Genomic DNA, 20,496 nt, shown 5'->3' with positions numbered 1-20,496 from the left:
TATTTGAAAGGCATTCATGGCTGCAAGAGATTGTAGAAAGAACATCTCGCACGGGAAAATTGTTAGCCGTCTGGCCGTTAATTTTTGGTTAATTTTACCTTAATGGTTGTGGCCCGGTATTTCCTATTCTTCGTTCATGCAGAAACTGCATTTGAACCGCACCGGGTCTGCCGGAGACCTGTTAGGTTAAGTTATGCGGCCATGGCTGGCAGGTCCAGCATAGTGTAGTACCGTTCTTCAGCCTCGGCGGGCGGAATGTTTCCGATGGGCTCCAGAAGGCGGCGGTTGTTGAACCAATCGACCCATTCGAGCGTCTCGAACTCCACGGCTTCGAAGTTGCGCCACGGTCCCGGTCGATGGATGACTTCGGCCTTGTAGAGACCGTTGATCCTTTCGGCGAGAGCGTTGATGCTCCTATTTCTGTTAAGATCCAGAAAGCTGGGAAGCGGATGGCGTGCAGAGATATCGGTATATCTCCCTGATGATATATCGCTTTATGCATCGAACGATTTCTCGCTTGGTCTTGCCTTCCGCGGTTCGACGCGCCGCGTATGTTTTGGTTCTGTCGTCATCACGCATTCGAACGACCGCAACACGATACATGGCGGCATTTGCCTGGCGATTTCCACCTCGATTGAGCCGCATTCGGTTTGTCTTGCCACTGGATGCCGGAATTGGCCAGACGCCGCACATTTTTGCCAAGGCAGCTTCAGATTTGATGCGCTCGGGATTGTCGCCGATCAGGATGAACATCTCGGCGACTGTCATCGTCGAGATGCCGAACGACATCATCAATGCAGGAGCTCTGTCGGTGACCATGCGGTCGAGTTCACGTTCGTGCTCTGCGATTTCTTCGTGCAGCATCAACCAACGACGGGCGATGGCTCGCATGGTAGCTTTCGCCGACGAGTTCGGCGAGAGGATCTCGCCGGGTCGAAACACGGCTATGTGGCGGATTAAGGCGATTGGCCCTTTGATCTGGTCGAGCGCATCACGCAGGTCGGACGGCGCATTTATTATTAACGTTCGCAAAGTGATCATCGCCTGCGACTTAGCCTTTATAGCACTGTCCGAGGCGACTTTAATGTGCCGGATCATTTCCGATGATCCAGTTGGTGCCTTTGCCAGAGCTGTTGCTTGCCCGTTCAGAACCGATCGTGCCGCGCTTTCAGCGTCGAGGCTGTCTGATTTGCCGTGAAGGTAGCGGAGTTGTCGGTTAGGACGCATCACATCGAGAACTGTATGTCCATGAGCCAACAGCTCCCGGGACAAACCAGCTCTATAGGAACCGGTACCCTCAACACCGAAGGCTCTGATGTGGCCAAGCCTGGATGCCCAGTCCCGCAGCCGACCAATGCGGTCGGTCGCTGACGGAGGTTGCACACACCTCCGTTCTACGATTCCCAAACGACGTGATAAGTGGGCGTTTGATTGTCATGACTCCTGAAGGGTTTTCGGATTTTTGCTTGGCTTTATCTGAACCGGCTGCATCGGTTCCAGAGATAGTCGCACTGATAAATCGGCCAGCGCCTTGGGAATGAGAACAGATTACCGATAAGTAACCCCACTCGGATGGTTGTGGATAGCCGTTGTCGTAAGTGCCAGTGGACCCTTTGGGTGAGAGTTTACTCTGCTTTCACTCTATGAGTATACATCACCAGTTTTCTACGCAGCAGTGCGAAACAAGCCACTACGGTCGCCGGCAGGAAGAGATTTTAGCAGAGCCTGGAGCGGTTGGGATGATCGCAAGTAAAGGTGGTTGCATGCCCCCGCAACCAAATCTCAAAACCCCGTGGCACTAGCCACGGGGTTTTTTGTTGTCACGTGGAATTTCGGACAATCATCTTACCGGGCAAGGTGACTGTTTCGGCTTCAATGGCTCCGGTGATCATTCCGATGATGGCCTCGACCATCTCGTGGCGCGGTTGTTCATATGTGGTGAGGCCGTATGCGGGTGAACCTCCGAGTTCATAATTGTCGAATCCGACGATGGCCATCTCCTCAGGCACTCTCAGCCCGAAGTTTCCGCGAATTTCATCCATGGCGCCGAAAGCCAGGATATCGTTCTCACACATAAGGACATCGACGCGTTCGGAAGGTGCAGTATGCGAGAGATATTCGCGGACGGATGCTGCTCCCGCTGCGGCGCTGTATTTTTCGGCAGATAGCAGTTCGATCTCACCAACGCCTTTTTCCGCCCAGAAATCCGTAAAGTACTGCCGGCGCCTGAGCGCTGTCGAAAGCGCCGTCGCGCCGCTCATGAAGCCGGGCTTTCGATATCCCCGTTCGTATAAATGGTTGACGATGTCTCTCAGCGCCAGCTCGGCGTCACATACGACGGCGGGCACGCCGTCGATCTGGCTATCGCGTGCCAGAACGAACATGGGCGGCATTCCGTGGCCGAGCTGGTGGTCCGTCAGCGTTTCATCGCGAAATGCGGTGCCAAAAAGAATGATGGCGTCAACCTGACGCTGGTCGGCATGCAGCAGGGCGTGCACGTGATCGAAGTGGTTATTGATGTTGATGAGCATGGCAACGAGGCCGGCGGCCTGCAGACGCTCCGTCAGTGTTTCAAGAAACGGCAGTTTCTGGGGATTGGCGAAGTCATCAACGAAGACGGCGACCTGATGGGTCAGATTGGTGGCAAGGCTCCGGGCAAGAAGGTTCGGCGAGTAATTCAGGGCGGCCGCCGATTCCAGCACGCGCCGTTTGCTCTCCTCGGTGATCGACGCGCCGGGTGTGAAGGCCCGGATAACGGTCCATTTAGAGACGCCGGCTGCGGTCGCCACCTCCTTCGCCGTCGCTCTCCTGGTAGTTTCCCGCTTGCGCATAGTGCCTCCGACCAAAATAGAACGAACATTCCATTTCGGATTTCGATGAAATGAACGCTTGCTTTTAACCCATCCGCAGCTATGATGCACCTGCTTGCACCCGGTAGCAAGATATTTGCACCCGGTAGCATGAGTATTTTACCGGTCTGAGGAGTGGGCCGGTACAAGGAGGAGGAACCACATGAAATCTATTCTCAGGAAACTCGCCCATGGCGCACTCGTCGCCGGAATAGCCGTGTCATGCTCTGCGGCGGCCAAGGCGCAGGATCAGTTGACCATCATCGCGGTCACCCACGGTCAGGCGTCCGATCCTTTCTGGTCTATTGTCAAAAATGGCATGATGCAGGCGGGCAAGGACAGTAATGTCCGGGTCGATTATCGCGCGCCCGAAACCTTCGACATGGTCGCGATGGGTCAACTCATCGATGCGGCCGCAAACCAGACCCCGGCGGGGATAGTGATTTCCAACCCGGATCCAGATGCCCTTGGTCCGGCGATTGAAAAAGCAGTTGCCGCGGGCATTCCGGTCATCTCGATGAATTCCGGCATCTCGGCCACGGAAAAGCTCGGCATCAGGCTGCACGTCGGTCAGGATGAACTGCCTGCCGGTGTCAAGGTTGGGGAGAAACTGAAGTCTTTCGGTTTGAAGCACGTTCTTTGCGTCAACCAGGAGGTGGGCAATGCGGCTCTGGACCAGCGCTGCGCCGGAACGGAAAAGGGTTTTGAAGGCGGCAAGGTAACGGTGTTGCCGACGACGGCCGACCCGGCAGAAATCGAGGCCAAGATTCAGGCGGCGCTTACCTCCGATCCCTCGGTGGATGTTGTTCTCGGTCTTTCTGCGCCGCTGGTCGGCGAACGCGCGGTTGCGGTTGTCGAAAAGCTGGGTGTCGGCGACAAGGTCAAGGTTGCATCATACGATCTGTCGGCGGGTTTTCTGAAGGCTGTCGCGGACGGGAAGGCACTGTTTGCGGTTGATCAGCAACCCTTCCTGCAAGGTTATCTACCGGTGACATTTCTTGCGTTGAACGCGCGTTACGGCACCATTCCGGCGGGCAACGTTGCCTCCGGCCCAAGCTTCGTCGAGAAGGACACGGCGGCCGCAGTCATCGAAAAATCCTCCCAGGGCATCCGCTAGGCCGGATGGAAGCGTGGCTCCCGCCAAAGCGGGAGCCACCCCGAACGCAACCTTCACCTCGATGCGCGACCTTTTCGGCCGAACGCCGTTGCGCGCAAAGATGACACCCAATCTGAGGAACGAACCCATGACGCTGGCCAACGAACAGAACGGGTCGTCGACCCGATCCGACGAGCGGCTAAAAAAGGTTTCGATGATGACCGCGCTCCTGCGGCGTCCGGAACTCGGCGCTGTCGCCGGGCTGGTGCTCGTCACCATCTTCTTTTTCTTCACCGCCAATCCCGCCATGTTCACGCTGGCCGGCGTGGTCAATTTCATGGCTCCGGCCGCCCAGCTCGGCATTCTTGCCATCGGCGCCGCTTTATTGATGATCGGCGGTGAATTTGATCTGTCGATCGGATCAATGGTCGCCTTTGCCGGTCTCGTGTTTGGCACGGCGCTGGTGGTTCTCAATCTTCCGCTCAGTGTGGCGATCCTGATTGCGCTCGGATTTGCCGTGGTCATCGGCGTTACGAATGCCCAGCTCACGATGCGAACGGGTCTTCCCTCGTTCATCGTCACGCTCGCATTCCTCTTCATTCTGCGTGGCCTCACGCTGGTTGGCCTTAAATGGGCAAGCGGCGGAGCGACACAGCTTCGCGGCATGAAGGAAGCCGCCGCCGACAGCCCGCTTGCCCCGATTTTTTCCGGCGAGGCCTTTACCGGCCTGTTCTCCTGGCTCGGCAGCCGGGGCATCATCGAGACATTTCCAAATGGAACACCGAAGGTTCCCGGTATTCCGGTGGAGATCCTGTGGTTCGTCCTGATCGCCCTGCTCGCTACATGGGTGCTTTTACGGACGCGTTTCGGCAACTGGATATTTGCCGCCGGCGGTGACCCGCGTGCGGCGCGCAAGTCGGGCGTGCCAGTGGCGCGCGTGAAAACCACCCTGTTCATCATAACGGCGATGTGCGCCACACTCGTAGCGATCCTCACCGTGCTGGATGCCGGCTCCACGGATGCCCGCCGTGGGTTTCAGAAGGAATTCGAGGCCATCATCGCGGCCGTCATCGGCGGCTGCCTTCTGACAGGCGGTTACGGTTCGGCGATCGGCGCGTTCTTCGGCTCGATTGTCTTCGGCATGGTGTTGATCGGCCTCACCTACACGTCGATAGATCAGGATTGGTACCTCGTGTTCCTAGGCGGCATGCTGCTGACGGCCGTCATTTTCAACAATGTGATCCGCAAACGCGTCACGGGAGAACGCTGATGAGCACATCTCAGACGCCAATCGTCGAGGTAAGGAACCTCGTCAAATATTTCGGCTCCATCATCGCGCTCAACGGCGTATCGCTGAGTGTCAACGCCGGCGAGGTTCTCTGCCTTCTCGGAGACAATGGCGCCGGCAAGTCCACTCTCATCAACACCCTGTCCGGCGTGTTCAAGCCGACATCGGGAGAATTCCTCGTCGAAGGCCAGCCACGCATATTCGACGGTCCGCGGAATGCGCTCGATACCGGCATCGCGACCGTCTATCAGGATCTTGCGATGATCCCCCTGATGTCGGTGACGCGGAACTTTTTCATGGGCCGCGAACCTCTGAAGGGTTTCGGCCCCTTCAAGAGCATGGACATGGATTTTGCCGACAGGGTCACGCGTGAGGAGATGCGCAAGATCGGCATCGATGTGCGCGAGCCGGATCAGGCGGTGGGCACTTTGTCGGGCGGTGAACGGCAATGTGTCGCCATCGCGCGCGCTGTTTATTTCGGGGCGAAGGTGCTCATCCTCGATGAGCCGACGTCGGCGCTCGGCGTCGCGCAGACCTCGATGGTTCTCAAATATATCAACCAGGTCCGCAATAACGGGCTCGGCGTCATTTTCATCACGCATAATGTCCGCCACGCCTATGCCGTCGGCAACCGGTTCACGGCGCTGAATCGCGGCAAGACCCTCGGAACATATTCGAAGAGTGAAATTGGCATCGACGATCTGCAGAACCTGATGGCAGGCGGCAAGGAGTTGCAGTCCATCTCCGAGGAGCTGGGCGGAACCATCTGACTAGACATTCCCGAACGAATATCCGGTTCGGCGCGATCGCGCCGCGCCACGATCCCTCATACTCATCAGCAAGGTATTACCCATGAGCGCTTCTGCGACTTCCTTCCCACTGGCGGCCTGCGCCGAGATGTTGTGGCGTGACAAGCCGATCGAATGGCGCGCTTCCCGGCTCAAGGATCTGGGCTTCGGTGTCGGCCTGTGGAACTGGCCGGAACATGACATCAGCAGACTTGAAGCGACCGGCGCGACCTTCACCATCATGAACGGCTATCTCACCGGCCGGCTTACGGACGACGAGGGCGCGGAGGAGCTGCTCAGCACGGCCCGCCAGACCGCCCGGGTGGGCAAACGCCTTGGCGTTCAGCGACTGAACCTGCATGGTACGGGCCTTGGAGATCGCGGGTTGCCGGTGCAGCCTGTCGAGGTGGTCACGGGCGTCATGTGGCTCAAGGCGCGCGACACGCTTTGCCGTATCGTTGACCTCGCGGAAGAAGAGGATGTGGTTTTCACCCTGGAGAACCTCAACCTTCCCGTCGATCATCCCGGCGTACCGTTTGCGCGCGCGGAAGATGCGCTGGCGCTGGTTTCCAGCATCGACCACCCGCGTCTGCGCCTCAATCTCGATCTTTACCACGCCCAGATCGGTGAAGGAAACCTGATCGAACTCTGCCGCAAGGCCCTGCCGTGGATAGGGGAGATTCAGGTTGCCGACGTGCCCGGTCGCTGCGAGCCCGGTACGGGTGAAGTCAACTGGAACGGCATTGCCCGGGCGCTGAAAGCGATGGGCTATGCCGGGCCGGTCGGCATGGAGGCCTGGGCATCCGGCGATGCCGACGCAGCGCTTTCGGCTTTCCGCGCTGCATTCACAATCTGACACCATAAACCCAACAGGACGATCCCCATGCCCAAGACAAAACCCGTCAATGTCGGCCTCATCGGCGCCGGCCGCATCGGCTCTTTCCACGGTGAAACCGTCGCCCGGCGACTGGTGGATGCCGAACTCGTCGCCATTGCCGATCCCGCACCGGGTACGGCAGCAGGTCTTGCGGAAAAACTCGGCGTCGACGCCGCCTATACCGACATTGCCGCATTGCTTGCACATCCCGGTCTCGACGCCGTCATCATCGCAACGCCGGCCCGTTTCCATACCAATGTTCTTGTTCAGGCTGCCGAGGCGGGAAAAGCGATTTTCTGCGAAAAGCCGATGGCGCTGACGCTGGAAGATGCCGATCGGGCGATTGCCGCGACACGCTCGGCGGGCGTTCCCCTTCAGGTGGGCTTCAACCGCCGGTGGGATCAGGCCTTTGCGGAAGGCCGGGCCGCGATCGATGTCGGCAAGGTCGGTGCGCCGCAGCTCATCCGCTCGCTGACGCGTGATCCCGGCCCATTCGCCGCAGACCCCGGCCGTATTCCGCTCTGGACGATTTTCTACGAGACCCTCATCCACGATTTCGACACGCTGTTATGGCTGAACCCCGGCGCCAGACCCGTCGAAGTCTTCGCCATGGCGGATGCGCTCGTTCGCCCTGACGCAAAAGGTGAAGGCTTTCTGGATACGGCGGTGGTCAATATCCGTTTCGACAACGGCTCCATAGCCGTTGCGGAGGCCAATTTTTCAGCGCTCTACGGCTATGACATTCGCGGCGAGGTTTTTGGATCGGCCGGCATGGTGACGATGGGCGATGTGCGTCGTTCAAGCATGACGCTGTTCGATGGGCGCGGTGTCTCGAATGAGACCTGGCGTCGGGATACCGATCACTTTGTCCATGGCTACACGGCGCAACTTGCCTCTTTCATAACCGCCGTCCGTCAGTGGGGGATGAGTGAAGGGCCGACGGGCCAGGATGCACGCAACGCACTGGCGGTCGCCCTTGCCGCTATTCAATCGGTATCCCGGAAGCAGCCGGTCGCCCTGAATTGAACCCTAAGGCGCGGTGGCTTGCCGGCGTGCCTTCAGATCGACAAGGAGCAGGCTCCATGCGTACGCGGCAGACCTTTAAAACGCCAACCAGCATTCAGGACATGAAGGGTCTGATCGTAACGGGGAGCCTGCGATTGTCGGAGCAGCAGGACCATGTCGCGCGAACCATTCTGGCTCGTCCGCATATCGTCGCCTTTGGTACGATCGGTTCCCTCGCCAGCGAATGCGCCGTGTCTCCATCCACCGTCGTCCGTGTCGCCAACTCGCTGGGCTTTGATAGGTTCAGCCAATTCAGGCGGGTTTTTCGCACGCACGTACTGTCGGAAGGGAAGGGGCGTAACATAATGGAATTTTGATAGGTTTTACCCCCGTGAAAGTGAAAGTCGCAGGTTCTGCGAGGTGGAGAAGAAAATGAATCTCGCCAAGATTTTGCCGGCAGGGGTCCGTCTCGCCATCAGCCCGCTTTCCTGGTCGAATGCCGTTTTGCCGTCTCCGGTCCTCGGACGACACCCTCAAGAGGTTGCGATTCAACCTTAAGGGCCAGCGGCCCCACGCTTTCCGGGCCAGGCTGTCAGCGCGACGTCGACCAAAGCCTTTAACCTAGCCCTGCATGCGCCATCGCAAGCCTGCGCGGACATGCCCTGAATGACGGCGCCGTAAAAGCGGGCGAGCGTATCCGTGTCGGTTTGCGTGGGTAGTTCGCCCTCGCTGACGGCGCGGTCGAACCGCGTCTTGAGAATCTGTATTGCCGCCTCGCGCAATCCTGCCGTTGTGCGGGCGACAGAGGCGTTTGCTTCCGAATGCTGGAGAACGGCAGTGGAAACGATGCATCCTCGCGGCTTGTCGGGCTGGGTATGTCCTTCAGCAATATCGTAAAGGTAAGAGGCGAGCGCCTCGTAAGCGGGTATTTGCGCCTGCAGCACTTCGGCGCGGCGTTCGCTTTGCTGCGCAATGCTATGATCAAGCGCCAGCCGGAATAATTCTTCCTTCGAACCGAAGGTCGCGTAGAGGGACGGCGGGGTGATGCCCATCGCATGGGTGAGGTCCGCTATCGAGGTTCCCTCATAGCCGTGTTCCCAGAACAGCCGGGCTGCGACGTCGAGCCCGGCATTCCGATCAAGCAGGCGCGGTCTACCGCGTTGTTTTCGCGTCATTTCAGACATTTTTATATCGATCACTATAAAAACATTGACAGATCATGGCCGAATTTTATTATAACGATCGCTAGTTAAATCGCAACGGAGTGATCCATGTCTCAGAGACTATCGAACAAAGTCGCCCTCATAACGGGCAGTTCACGCGGCATCGGCCGTGCCGCGGCCCTGGCGTTTGCGAAAGAGGGTGCAGGTCTTATCGGCGTTCATTATGGTGCGAACCCCGATGCGGCAAAGGCAACGATCCGCGAGATCGAGGCTCTCGGTTCGAAGGCGGTCGCTCTCAATGCCGATCTGCGGTCTGGGAAAGCGGCGACAGACAGCTTGTGGGAGCAGTTCAGGGAAGCCACGGTCGCTTTCACCGGCTCGCCATCGCTTGATATTCTCGTCAATAATGCGGGCATTGCCCCGGCGACACCATTAAAAGAAACAACGGAAGCGGCGTTCGACGAGTTGATGACGATCAACTTCAAGGCGCCATTCTTTCTCATTCAGGCCGTTGCTGATCATCTCCGCGACAATGGCCGTATCATCAACGTCTCGACCGGCTTCACGCGCATCGCGGCGCCGACGCATCCCGCCTATGCGGCGTCCAAGGGGGCGCTTGAGACATTGACGCTGGCGCTTGCCCCGGAATTCGGCCGGCGCGGAATTACGGTCAATTCGGTGCTGCCGGGTGTCACTGAAACCGACATGAACGCCGGATGGCTGGCAGCGCCGGAGGCCCGCGCAGGCGCCGAAGCCCTGTCAGTCTTCTCGCGTGTCGGACGCGCCGACGATATTGCGGACGTCATCACATTCCTTGCCTCGAACGACGCCCGCTGGACGACCGGACAGATGATTGATGCGACGGGCGGTGCGCGGATTTGATCCAGGCATAGCAGATGTCCCTGGACGACTGGCGTCGGGCGGTTTCGCCTGACGCCCGAATGGGACAACTGCGTTCCTTCTCCCGGGCGAACTTTTTATCGGCGCGCGCGCCTTGCGATGTTGGCGTTCGTGGCCCGCCCGACAGAGGCGCGAGCCGGCGCTTTCTTCGTCTCGTGGGCGCGCAACGCCGCCTGACATATCGGGAGGCGGTTTACGTTATCAATGTGTCGGCGGCTACCTATCGTGCAGGCTCCAGTGCCTTTTCCAGCACGGGATCCCGACCGCGCTTATAATCGTCGAAGCTGAGACCAACAGAGATGTCGGGTGAAAGAGAGATGTTGCGGGGCCCAAATGCGACGGTCGCCCAGTAGCAGGTTCGGACATCGCTGCAGCCTTGCTCGTAGTCTTCGAATTCGGAGCTGTAGCGGACGCTTATCCCTGAGTTTGGCAGTGTTATTTTATCGCCTTCCGCCCAGAACCTGCCGCTATCCCCCATTTTTTCGCCGATCAGAGATACCCGCTCGCCTCCGCTTCCCTTTATCAAGGCTGCGGTGACGATGCCTGCGGAGAACGTCGCGCGTCCCACAAGGACAGAAATCCGCCCCTGATCAGGGAGAAGGCGGGGCAGTGCCTGTGCGAAGAGAATGCTGTTGAAGAAATCGCCGCCGTTGTTGAAACGGAGATCGACGACGATGTGCCTCGGCTGGAAAGGCAGGATGTCTTTGTGAATGATGCCGCCGAATTTTTCGACGAGCGGCTTATCGTCGACACTCCGCGCCGTATCGTTTCGAATGTAGAGCGTGGTTCTTCCGTCATCGAGAAAAGACGCGGTTACATCGCTCCGTTTGCTGTATAAGCGAGGACTTTCTTTTAGCTGGTCAAGCACATGCGGCCAGCGTCCCGGCGTCCTTTCCGCATCCGGAACGAGAACCGAATAGCCCCTGTTCAGCCCGGTGCTGCGTTCATCGCCCGGGTCTTTCGTTACAACAGGCAAATACACCGTCTCCAGCGTTCCGGACCCCAGATTCAGCGTCAGCGGTGTTTTCGCGGTGTCGTCAATGGCGCCTATATGCCGGAGCACCCTCGGCGTCACCAGATAACCGGGACTGAGAAAGTGGATTCTCTGATCTGTGCCCGCAAGATAAGGCTTGAGCCGGTTTTCCGTTTCCGCTGCCGTGAGCGAGCCGATCTTTTCTATGCGCGCACCGAGCAGATGCGCATAGTCCGGATGGGCCTTTACAACATAAAGGCCGTCGGCAAACCACCACAGGCGAATGGGCAGGTCGTCGCCCAGAAAAGCGCCGATATTGGCGTTCGTATGGCCGTTTCGGGCAATCGCGACAGACCGCATGATCTCCATTGCGAAAGCTTCCGGGCTCAAGCGATCAACCTCGCTTTCGATAAAGTTGACGTGGCGCTCGAATGCCTGCCGTTGATCCGGGCTGAAGCTTTTATCGAGGGGCGCCCATTGCTGTTTAAGCGCCGACAGATCCTCCCGCATCTGCCGGGCCGTCATCGAGTTCTCGTTTGCATATCCCGTAAGCGGCAGGATTGCGAGAAAGCCAAGGACGAGCTTGTAACGTAAGGCTGTTCTCATGGGAACAACCCCTCGTCACGCGCGTGGATGATGACGTCAGCCCGCATTGCTCAAATCCATGTAAGCGGGTTCAAATTCGTGGCCATCGGGATCGGCGAAGGTGCGGAGATACATGAAACCCAGATCCTGCGGTTCACGGACATCCGCCTGCCCACCTGCTTTTGCCGCGGCGCCAACCATGGCGTCGACCTCTTCGCGGCTGTCGCGCGAAAGGGCGATCAGCATGCCGTTCGTTGTACGGGCATCGGCGATCGGTTTGGCGGTGAAGGTCTTGTAGTAGTCGTGCCGCAGAAGCTGGAAGGTGATGGTCTCCGACCACACCATCGAGCTTGCGTCTTCGTTGGAAAACTCTTCATTCTTCACGCAGCCGATCGCCTCATAGAAGGCAGTCGAAACGGTCAGGTCTTTCACCGGCAGGTTCAGGAAAATCATTTTGGCCATTGTCTTTCTCCTCATGGTGGAACGGGGTTACAGGAAGGTCTGCTGAAAGGTCTCGCTCGGATGGATGCAGATTATCTCCAGCCGGTCGGTGCCGATATTTTCGAAGCGGTGGGGGATATTGGCAGGCCCGACGACGATGTCGCCCGACGAACCGCGCGCCCGCTGATCGCCGATTGTGAACTCGGCCTCGCCTTTGCGCACCACCCAGGTTTCGGCATAGGGGTGAACATGCAGATCAGGGCCGCGACCCGGGTCGGCATTGACGACAAAGATGGATACGGCGCTTCCGTATTCGCATCCTTCATAACGCACCGTCCGGCTCTGGCCGGGGTTCGGTTCCTGATGACGACGGATGGAAAACATCTGGTCTCCTCCCTGAGACAAAACTATCTTCGCGAGAAGATATATGCGCAATTTATCTTCCTGTCAAGTTATCTATCTTCTCGCAAAGATATATTCACGGAGCAGGCAAAGCCGTATATGGTTTTCGAAGTGGTGAAGGGGTGATGAGATGAAGCAGGCGATGCCGGACACGACGACGGATCGGGCGATGGAAGCTGGCAGGGAAGATCATGTCGACCGTCTCCGTGGCCAATGGGCGCGGGAACTGCCTGATATCGATACGGAGCCGATGGCTGTCTTCGGGCGCGCCAAACGGCTCAGCAACCTTCTGGCGCCGTCAATCGAAGAGACGTTTGCCGGCTTCGGTCTCGACCGCGGCGAGTTCGATGTTATAGCCACATTGCGCCGGTCTGGACCGCCCTACCAGCTGACGCCGACGGAAATGTACACGACGCTGATGCTCTCCTCGGGCGGCCTGACGCACCGACTTGATCGATTGGAAAAGGCCGGCCTCATCGAGCGCAGAAAATCGACGCTCGATGGGCGCAGTGTCGTTGTGTGCCTCATGCCGGCGGGCATCGAGCTGGCGGAAAAGGCGTTTCGCCAGGACATGAAAAGCGAATTGAGTTTCCTGCAGGGGCTCACTCCGGAGGAGCGCGATAACCTCGCGGCGCTGCTGAAAAAGCTGGTGCTGGATATCGAGGCCCGTGCGTAGGCTCCGGGTGCAGGTTTTTTCATTCGAGCGAACCTGCAAGTCCGAGCTGTTTACCGGGCATCTGCGGCTCGCGACCTGCCGGCCGTAGCAGCATTTTCCTCAAGCGATCACTGTGTTTTCCAGGTCTCGAGCAGCATCCTCACAAATTTTTCAGCGGCTGGGGAAAGAGCGCTGCTTCGCCTTTGCACGATGCCGATCGTACGGGAGACCACCGGGTTGACGATCGGTCGGGTGATAAGGAATGGGTGATCGTCCTGCGGCGTCGCCAATCGCGGCAGGACGGAAATCCCAAGTCCGGCTTCTACGAGACCGAGCGACGTGTTGAGATGTGTCACCTCATAAAACCAGTTCAATTTTAGATTGTGTCGCGCAAGCGCGCTGTCGAGAAGCGTCCTGTTGCCGCTTGAACGGTCCACGACAACCAGCGGATAGGCCTCCAGCTGGTCCCACTCGATTGTCTCGAAAGCTGCCAGAGGATGGTCTTTCCTCATTGCCAGCACGAAGGGGTCATCGATGAGCGGCTCGAATGAAAGCTCGGGATCGGAATTGCCCATCAGATTGATGCCAAATTCCACCTCGCCCCTGGCGACCGCCTGCAGACCCTCATTGGCTGTCAAATCCCTGATCCGCAGCCTTATATGGGGGTATTGCTGGCTGAAGGTCTTGATGACGGTGGGAAGAAAGTAAAAGGCGGCGGTGGGAACGCAGGCCATGGTGATAAGCCCGCGCCGTTGCGCACCGTCCTTCATGGCAAAAAGCGATCCGTCAAATTCCTCGAGCATGCGCCGGACGAGCGGCATGACTTCCTGCCCCATGGCGGTGGGTGCGACGTGGCGCGTCGTTCTTTCAAGAAGTGGCGCGCCTATCGCCTGCTCCAGTTTCTGGATACGGCGGGTGAGCGCCGGTTGCGAGATATGCAGCGCCTCGGCGGCCCTGTGGAAACTGGCTAGTTCAACCACCGCTTGAAACGCTCGCAAATCCAGAATTTCACAATTGATGCTCATATCGCAATAAAGCTCCAAAACATTGCATTTAACAGATTAGACTCTTTTGCGCATATTGCAACAACGCGACGCATTGATCCGCCAAATGCAATATTGAGGCAACCCATGAACGATCTGCTGAAGATACCCTGTGTGCTGATGCGCGGTGGAACGTCGCGTGGACCGTTCTTTCTCGCATCCGATCTTCCCCGTGATCGAGCAGATCGGGACGCGGCCCTTCTTTCCATCATGGGGTCTGGCCATCCGCTTCAGATCGACGGCATTGGCGGGGGCAATCCGGTCACGTCCAAAGTTGCGATTATCGGCCCTTCCACCGTCAGGGGCGCAGACATCGATTATCTGTTCGCGCAGGTTCGGACCGACAGGCAGTATGTCGACTATTCGCCAAACTGCGGAAACATGCTGGCCGCCGTCGGCCCCTTTGCCATCGAAGCGGGGCTTGTCGAAGCCCAGGGCAACGATACTCTTGTGCGAATCCATAACGTGAATACCGGCAAGCTGATCGAGGCGAAGGTTCCGACACGCGGCCGCGAGGTTATTTATCTCGGCGACGCCTCGATCGACGGTGTTCCGGGTCTGGCGGCGCCCATCGCATTGACATTCATGGATGCGGCGGGTGCGAAAACCGGCAAGCTGCTGCCCACCGGAAAGCCGGTCGATCTGATCGATGGCGTCAACATAACGGCCATAGACTGCGCCATTCCGATGGTTCTCATCCGCGCAGCCGATCTTGGCGTGACGGGCTACGAGGATCCGCAAACCCTGAGCGCTCACAAGGATCTCATCGCACGGATGACCCGCATCCGCATCGAGGCCGGAAAGTTGATGGGAATGGGTGATGTGAAAGACATGGTCATTCCGAAACCGGTGCTCGTTGCACCGGCCCGCAGAGGCGGCACTCTTTCGGTGCGGTATTTCATGCCCAACGAGTGTCATCCTGCACTGGCGACGACCGGCGCCGTTGGAATCGCAACCGCGGCTGTCACCAAAGGCTCCATCGCTTATGATGTGGCCGGAGGCCTTTCGGTGCCGGCCCAGATCCGCATCGAACATCCCGCCGGCTGCCTCGACGTGCAGCTGGAGATGCGAAACGGCGCAATAACGGCCGGCCTCGTAAGAACGGCGCGCAGGCTTTTCGAAGGCTTCGCCTTCGCCAAACCAACCGCTGCGATTGAAGACGCAGCCTAGACGCGGCCATAGTGGCGCAAAATATAGTCAAACCGGGAGGAGACCCTTATGCGTAAATATCTGCTTGCAACCGCGGCGCTCTGTGCGCTGGCGGCATCTGCCAATGCCGAATCCGTCAGGATGAGCGTTGGCTCGTACAACCTCAACAACCTGCCTTTCCCCGTGGCGGCGAGCCTCGGCTTCTACAAGGAGGAGGGCCTTGATGTAACGACCGAGAACTTTGCCCAGGGCGGATCGAAGGTTCTGCAGGCGCTTGTTGCCGGTTCCACGGACGTTGCCGTCGGGTTCTACGATCATACGATCCAGATGCAGTCGCAGAACAAGCACGTGGTCGGCTTCGTGCAGCTTGCCCGTAACTCGGGCCTGGTTCTCGCCGGCAAGAACGACACGGATTTCGATCCGGCCAAGCCCGAGACGATCAAGGGCAAGAAGGTCGGCATCACGTCGCCCGGCTCCTCTTCGGACTTCTTCATTCGCTACTACATGAAGCAGCATAATCTCAGCGACAACGACATCTCCATCATCGGCGTCGGTTCGGGCGCTGCGGCCGTTGCAGCCCTGCAGCAGGGCAAGATCGATCTGCTCGTCAATTACGACCCTGCCGCAACCATCGTCGTGGAGCGCGGGCTGGGCAAGATCCTCATCGATGCCCGCAGCGATCAGGGCGCAAGGGATGTCTATGGCGGCATCTATCCCACCTCGGTCCTTTACGCCACGCAGGACTATATCGATGCCAATCCCGAAGTGATCCAGAAGGTCACCAATGCGACGGTTCGGGCGCTGCACTGGATGAAGCAGCATTCTGCGGAAGAAATTGTCGCAAAGCTTCCCGATGATTTCGTGTCCGGCGACAAGCAGACCTATATCAAGGCTGTCGAAGCAGCCAAGGCGATCTTCTCCGAAGACGGCAAGTTTGAGCCTGCCGATCTCGAAACGCCGCTGGCCGTTCTGAAAAGCTTCAATGATGCGGTGGCCAAGGCGACGATCGATCTCAACACCACCTACACCAACAAGTTCGTCGAGGCTGCGGCCTCGAAGGCCGCAAACTGAGAGGCCGCCATGTCTTCGCCAGCCAGAAAGCTAGAACCCGTGACGGAACTCAAGCCCCAGCCGATGGTGGCAATCGACGACGTGACCATGGCGTTCGGTTCGTTTGTTGCCGTGCAAAACGTAAATCTCAAGGTCGGCGATGGCGAGTTTCTCTCCATCGTCGGGCCGACGGGATGCGGAAAGTCCACCATTCTCAACGCGATTGCGGGCCTGTTGAAGCCAGCGCAGGGCAGGGTTTCCATCGACGGTTCGCTCGTCAAGGGCGTACAGAACAATATCGGATATCTGTTCCAGCAGGACGCGCTTCTTCCCTGGAAGACAGCGTTTCAGAATGTCGAGCTTGGTTTGATGTTCCGCGGCGTTCCCGAAAATGAGCGGCGCGCCAAGGTTCAGGCCTGGCTTGAAAAGGTTGGCCTGAAGGGCTTCGGAGACCGCTTTCCGCACCAGCTCTCCGGCGGACAGCGCAAACGCGTGCAGATGGCGCAGGCGCTCATCACCGAGCCGAAGGTCATCCTGATGGACGAACCCTTCTCCGCATTGGATATCCACACCCGCCACCTCATGCAGAACGAGTTGCTGCGCCTGTGGCAGGAGGCCCGCCGTGCGGTGGTCATGATCACCCATGATCTGGAAGAGGCGATTGCGCTCGGAGACCGCGTCGTCGTTCTCGCTGCCGGCCCGAAGAGCCGCGTCATCGAGAGCTTTCCTGTCGATCTCGAGCGGCCCCGCAACGTCGCGGAAATCAAACTCGATCCAAAATTCATGACGCTCTATCGCGATATATGGGCGTCCCTGCGTGGCGAAGTGGAGAAAAGCTATGCAAGCCGTTAATGTTCGTACCATCCAGGTCGCTCTTCTGGTCGTGCTTTTGGGCGGGTGGCAGCTCGGTGTCACCTCGGGCGCCATTGACCGCTTCTTCTTTCCGGCACCCTATGACATCGTCAAACAGGTGATTGACTGGGTTGCCGATGCCGGTTTTTACAAGCATGTCGGCATCACGCTGAGCGAAACGGTGCTGGGCTATCTCATCGGTACAGGTCTCGGCGTCGGCGCCGGCGTCTGGCTGGGCCTCAGCCCCTTCGTCGCGCGGGTGCTCGATCCGTTCATCAAGGCCGTGAACGCCATTCCGCGTGTCGTTCTGGCCCCGATCTTCGTGCTCTGGCTCGGTCTTGGCCTGTGGTCGAAGGTTGCGCTTGCGGTTACGCTCGTCTTCTTCGTCACTTTCTTCAATGCCATGCAGGGCGTGCGCGAAGTGAACCCGGTCGTGCTTTCCAATACCCGCATTCTGGGCGCCAAGCGCTCGGACCTGCTGCGTCACGTCTATTTCCCGGCTGCGGCGAGCTGGATTGTGTCGTCGCTGCGCACGTCCGTCGGATTTGCAGTGGTCGGCGCAATCATCGGCGAATATCTGGGAGCTTCCGCCGGCCTGGGCTACCTGATCGCCCGCTCGGAAGGCAACTTCGATGCGGTCGGTGTTTTCGCAGGCATCATCATTCTGGCGGTCTTCGTTCTTGTTATTGACCTCATTCTGGATTTTGCGGAGAAGAGGTTGATTACCTGGCGACCCAATGCAGGCGAGGAGCGCCCCGCGTAAGCGGACTGAAACAAGACTATTTCCTTTGGGGCGGTCCGTGATCGCCCCTTTTTAGCTGGCTGAGCCTTGCAAGCGAAATGGCGACGTCCAAATCCTTCATTCGTTGGACAAATTGCACATGCTGGACATCTACTACGCCGAGTTAGACACCAAATTGATGCCTGCGGACCCCGGCGGCCTCGAGCTCGCCGGTTCCATCGATCTTGATGCGCACCGTTTGCTTGCGGCTTTATTCGATAAGGGCCGGCAGGCTGGCGCCGACCTCAGCTACTTCGAAGATAGGCTGCTTGAACCCGTGCAGGTCGGGATATTGCTGAATATCCTCCTCACAAACGAATATATTCTTGAAGGTAACGAACACGCGCTGGCCGCGTTCAATTCGATGCGTGATCTCCTGGAGCGAGCTGCAAAGCGAGGCGTGGGGCTTTTGGCTTTTGCTGATTGAGTGCCTGGTCGGTGTTGTGTTCCTGGCGGTGAGATTTGTAAAAGTGCCGGGAAAAGTCTCCTCAGATATCTCGACACAAGGGGCTTTTTGATGCTCCAAGGAAGGACGTATCCGCTGAGGAGCCATTCATGAAAACAGTCACAATTTCGTCTCCCCTGCCACTGGATGGCCCGCAATGGGTGAGATTCCGTCAGCGGGATGAGTTGCGGAAGGCGATGCTTGAACGGCGCTTCGACGAGGTGGAGCGTATACTCGCGGCGCTTGAGACGGCATGGTGGCAGTCCGACGATCTGGCGGACGATCGCTATATCCATCTTTCGACCGACACGGGCCTGTTCGACAGCGCCAGCGTCGACGCGGCCCTCAGACTGGAACTGCTCGATGGCTGGAGGCAGGCATACCCGGCTTCGTACCATGCAAGGCAGGTCGCCGGTCACTATTATTTCCGCCGGGCCTGCGACATCCGAACGGCGAGCTGGGCATCGGATGTTGGGGAAGACCAGTGGGCCGCCGCCCACATGGCCTGCATAATTGCGGCAGAGCATTTGCTGAAGGCGATGGCCCTTTCCGCGCGGCCTGCTCTTGCCGCGGAAACCATGATGGAGATGAGCCAGTATCTCGGTCAGCCGGATTTCGTCGATGGGCTGTTTCTGGGTACGCCCGTTGAAAAGACGGCAGCGCGCGATGAATTGGAACCGGAGCTTTACGAAGCCGCATGCGCCCGCCTTGCCAGACACGGATTGACGCCGCCCGGTATCATAACGGCGACGCTTCCTGCCTCGCTTCCGCCCCTGCAGCAGGGGGACGCCGAAAATCCCGGCTATTACTGGCTGCGCTACTGCCTTTCGCTTCGGCCCCGGTGGCCGGAAATCCTGGTTTCTTACGCGCAATATTTGAGCCCGCGATGGGGTGGCGATGATGGCGAGGTCGAAAAATTCGCCAAAGGCCCCTTATGTTCCGCACTGAGCGAACAGGAGCGCAATTCCGTGCGCTGGCCCGGGGTGCAGGATGCATTGACCATTCCCGATTATCCCGAACCCGGCGATACCCGCGAAATTGCTGCCCGGGAGAGGATTTTCAAGAATTGGCTGGCGCGGGATCTCACGGATCGCCTGCGTTTCGTTTCCCTCGGAAAATACGCCAATTTCACCCATTATTCTCTCCAGGACGAAAAACTGGCGCACCAGCGCCATGTCGAATCCATCCGTTACTGCAAGGCGCCGGGAACCTATCCGGCCATTGACGGCCCGTTCCGGGACTTCACCAATCTGATGCTGATCCAGCATTTCGAGGATCACGACGGCGCCTATGCAAATGTGTTGCAGACGGCCGTCCGCCGTTTTGATGAGCCGACCATGCTGACCATGGCGGCATTCGCCTGGCAGTTCGGCATGTGGGGAATAGAGGCGAACCCGGCCATCGCCACGCAGCTGGTCGACCGGGTCGCGCAACTCGAACCGCTCTACGAGCCCGATGAGTTCACGCCGATGCATGCCTGCCGGATGATCTGGGATGGAGGATTCCAGCAGGAGTCGGCCTGGTTGACCCGCGCATTCGCTGAACGGCGCGTCTATTCGGCCGCGGCAAGCATGTATGATATCGCAACGGGATTCCGGCCCGATACAGACCCGCAACTGCTCGACGGCGACGAAGCGGGTCGCTGGCTTCAGCAGGCGGTCGAGGAGGGTGAGCCGGTCGCGCTTTATAACTATGCCTGGCGGCTGGAAAATGTCGACAATCTCGATCTGTCGCTCCGGGAAAATTTCGAACGGGTTCAGGAATATTACCGTGGCGCGATGGAAGGCGGCGTGGATATGTCCCTCATCCGACTGGCGAGCGTTGATCGCCGGCACGGCACTGCGGAGGAAAAACAGCAGGCCGTCGCCAATATGAAATCCCTCATCGACTATCATGACGACCACATTGCCGGAGAGGCATATGGCCAGGTCGTTCTCGCCTATAAATACGGCGATGGCGTTCCCAAAAGCGAGTTTATCGCCATGCAATGGTTCGACCGTTACAAGGAACTCTTCCCCGATCATTCGTCACTGGAGTGGATGGAAACGCAAGTTTATGGATCGAGCGGATTGCAGATGGCCGGGCGGGCGTTGAAGGCCTTCTTCCTCGGCAAGAAACTTTCAAGCGACCATCTTCCACCGAAATAAGCGTCGG

General features: G+C 58.5%; 21 protein-coding genes and 1 pseudogene. 14 read left to right on the top strand and 8 right to left on the bottom strand.

Translation table 11 applies throughout. The features are described from left to right. Positions 1 to 191: 191 nt before the first annotated feature. From ACIK7D_RS20690 to ACIK7D_RS20680, 3 genes and pseudogenes are all read right to left on the bottom strand, one after another. Positions 192 to 407, bottom strand: a pseudogene (locus ACIK7D_RS20690) (integrase core domain-containing protein); the annotation flags it as partial. A gap of 16 nt (positions 408 to 423) precedes the next feature. Continuing rightward, positions 424 to 1,098 (bottom strand): transposase, encoded by a 675-nt coding sequence (locus tag ACIK7D_RS20685; RefSeq protein ID WP_197926857.1) that lies wholly within the window; start codon positions 1,096 to 1,098, stop codon positions 424 to 426. A gap of 722 nt (positions 1,099 to 1,820) precedes the next feature. Continuing rightward, complete coding sequence (locus ACIK7D_RS20680) at positions 1,821 to 2,831, bottom strand: LacI family DNA-binding transcriptional regulator (protein WP_400157279.1); 1,011 nt, start codon at positions 2,829 to 2,831, stop codon at positions 1,821 to 1,823. A 181-nt stretch (positions 2,832 to 3,012) separates the two neighbouring features. Between ACIK7D_RS20680 and ACIK7D_RS20675 the strand changes: the two genes are divergently transcribed. From ACIK7D_RS20675 to ACIK7D_RS20650, 6 genes are all read left to right on the top strand, one after another. Then, a complete protein-coding gene (locus ACIK7D_RS20675) occupies positions 3,013 to 3,966 on the top strand; it encodes a sugar ABC transporter substrate-binding protein (RefSeq protein WP_400157260.1) in 954 nt (317 codons plus the stop codon). Positions 3,967 to 4,093: 127 nt separating this feature from the next. Then, a complete protein-coding gene (locus tag ACIK7D_RS20670) occupies positions 4,094 to 5,215 on the top strand; it encodes an ABC transporter permease (RefSeq protein ID WP_137453489.1) in 1,122 nt (373 codons plus the stop codon). Beyond that, a complete protein-coding gene (locus tag ACIK7D_RS20665) occupies positions 5,215 to 6,003 on the top strand; it encodes an ATP-binding cassette domain-containing protein (RefSeq protein WP_400157259.1) in 789 nt (262 codons plus the stop codon). The genes ACIK7D_RS20670 and ACIK7D_RS20665 overlap by 1 nt, the downstream gene beginning before the upstream one ends. A gap of 82 nt (positions 6,004 to 6,085) precedes the next feature. Continuing rightward, a complete protein-coding gene (locus tag ACIK7D_RS20660) occupies positions 6,086 to 6,877 on the top strand; it encodes a TIM barrel protein (protein WP_400157258.1) in 792 nt (263 codons plus the stop codon). Positions 6,878 to 6,904: 27 nt separating this feature from the next. Continuing rightward, entirely contained in the window at positions 6,905 to 7,924 is a 1,020-nt protein-coding gene (locus tag ACIK7D_RS20655; protein WP_400157257.1) for a Gfo/Idh/MocA family oxidoreductase, read from the top strand. Between the two features lie 56 nt (positions 7,925 to 7,980). Then, positions 7,981 to 8,280, top strand: a complete 300-nt coding sequence (locus tag ACIK7D_RS20650) for a MurR/RpiR family transcriptional regulator (RefSeq protein WP_400157256.1) — start codon at positions 7,981 to 7,983, stop codon at positions 8,278 to 8,280. A 177-nt stretch (positions 8,281 to 8,457) separates the two neighbouring features. On the opposite strand, the gene ACIK7D_RS20645 is transcribed toward ACIK7D_RS20650, so the two are convergent. Next, positions 8,458 to 9,087, bottom strand: coding sequence for a TetR/AcrR family transcriptional regulator (locus tag ACIK7D_RS20645; RefSeq protein ID WP_400157255.1), 630 nt, complete (start codon positions 9,085 to 9,087; stop codon positions 8,458 to 8,460). A gap of 87 nt (positions 9,088 to 9,174) precedes the next feature. On the opposite strand from ACIK7D_RS20645, the gene ACIK7D_RS20640 reads away from it, so the two are divergent. Continuing rightward, complete coding sequence (locus ACIK7D_RS20640; protein ID WP_400157254.1) at positions 9,175 to 9,948, top strand: SDR family NAD(P)-dependent oxidoreductase; 774 nt, start codon at positions 9,175 to 9,177, stop codon at positions 9,946 to 9,948. A gap of 238 nt (positions 9,949 to 10,186) precedes the next feature. Here the strand turns inward: ACIK7D_RS20640 and ACIK7D_RS20635 are convergent, their stop codons facing one another. Genes ACIK7D_RS20635 through ACIK7D_RS20625 form a run of 3 tightly spaced genes read right to left on the bottom strand, consistent with a single transcriptional unit; the run spans position 10,187 to position 12,349 of the window. Further along, the gene (locus ACIK7D_RS20635) at positions 10,187 to 11,545 is read right to left on the bottom strand and encodes a peptidase S41 (protein ID WP_400157253.1); all 1,359 of its coding nucleotides are present in this window, start codon (positions 11,543 to 11,545) and stop codon (positions 10,187 to 10,189) included. 36 nt (positions 11,546 to 11,581) lie between these two features. After that, positions 11,582 to 11,986, bottom strand: coding sequence for a VOC family protein (locus ACIK7D_RS20630; protein WP_174022623.1), 405 nt, complete (start codon positions 11,984 to 11,986; stop codon positions 11,582 to 11,584). Between the two features lie 27 nt (positions 11,987 to 12,013). Next, the gene (locus ACIK7D_RS20625) at positions 12,014 to 12,349 is read right to left on the bottom strand and encodes a cupin domain-containing protein (RefSeq protein ID WP_080819752.1); all 336 of its coding nucleotides are present in this window, start codon (positions 12,347 to 12,349) and stop codon (positions 12,014 to 12,016) included. A 148-nt stretch (positions 12,350 to 12,497) separates the two neighbouring features. Here ACIK7D_RS20625 and ACIK7D_RS20620 point away from each other — a divergent pair, with 148 nt between their 5' ends. After that, the gene (locus tag ACIK7D_RS20620) at positions 12,498 to 13,043 is read left to right on the top strand and encodes a MarR family winged helix-turn-helix transcriptional regulator (protein WP_400157252.1); all 546 of its coding nucleotides are present in this window, start codon (positions 12,498 to 12,500) and stop codon (positions 13,041 to 13,043) included. Between the two features lie 107 nt (positions 13,044 to 13,150). Here ACIK7D_RS20620 and ACIK7D_RS20615 read toward each other — a convergent pair whose 3' ends face one another. Beyond that, the gene (locus tag ACIK7D_RS20615) at positions 13,151 to 14,047 is read right to left on the bottom strand and encodes a LysR family transcriptional regulator (RefSeq protein WP_003510199.1); all 897 of its coding nucleotides are present in this window, start codon (positions 14,045 to 14,047) and stop codon (positions 13,151 to 13,153) included. A gap of 105 nt (positions 14,048 to 14,152) precedes the next feature. Between ACIK7D_RS20615 and ACIK7D_RS20610 the strand changes: the two genes are divergently transcribed. The 6 genes from ACIK7D_RS20610 (at position 14,153) to ACIK7D_RS20585 (ending at position 20,489) form a co-directional block, all read left to right on the top strand. Beyond that, entirely contained in the window at positions 14,153 to 15,235 is a 1,083-nt protein-coding gene (locus tag ACIK7D_RS20610) for a 4-oxalomesaconate tautomerase (RefSeq protein ID WP_400157251.1), read from the top strand. 48 nt (positions 15,236 to 15,283) lie between these two features. Beyond that, complete coding sequence (locus ACIK7D_RS20605) at positions 15,284 to 16,285, top strand: ABC transporter substrate-binding protein (RefSeq protein WP_164865539.1); 1,002 nt, start codon at positions 15,284 to 15,286, stop codon at positions 16,283 to 16,285. A 9-nt stretch (positions 16,286 to 16,294) separates the two neighbouring features. Continuing rightward, the gene (locus ACIK7D_RS20600) at positions 16,295 to 17,116 is read left to right on the top strand and encodes an ABC transporter ATP-binding protein (protein WP_137453482.1); all 822 of its coding nucleotides are present in this window, start codon (positions 16,295 to 16,297) and stop codon (positions 17,114 to 17,116) included. After that, complete coding sequence (locus tag ACIK7D_RS20595) at positions 17,103 to 17,879, top strand: ABC transporter permease (RefSeq protein WP_400157250.1); 777 nt, start codon at positions 17,103 to 17,105, stop codon at positions 17,877 to 17,879. The genes ACIK7D_RS20600 and ACIK7D_RS20595 overlap by 14 nt, the downstream gene beginning before the upstream one ends. A gap of 118 nt (positions 17,880 to 17,997) precedes the next feature. After that, a complete protein-coding gene (locus ACIK7D_RS20590) occupies positions 17,998 to 18,324 on the top strand; it encodes a hypothetical protein (RefSeq protein WP_400157249.1) in 327 nt (108 codons plus the stop codon). A 128-nt stretch (positions 18,325 to 18,452) separates the two neighbouring features. Continuing rightward, positions 18,453 to 20,489, top strand: a complete 2,037-nt coding sequence (locus tag ACIK7D_RS20585) for a DUF4034 domain-containing protein (protein ID WP_400157248.1) — start codon at positions 18,453 to 18,455, stop codon at positions 20,487 to 20,489. Positions 20,490 to 20,496: the final 7 nt, after the last annotated feature.

The organism is Agrobacterium sp. P15N1-A, from assembly GCF_044626815.1.
In the GTDB taxonomy this organism is placed as follows: Bacteria; Pseudomonadota; Alphaproteobacteria; order Rhizobiales; family Rhizobiaceae; genus Agrobacterium; species Agrobacterium leguminum.
This window is presented reverse-complemented; position numbering and strand designations above follow the sequence as displayed.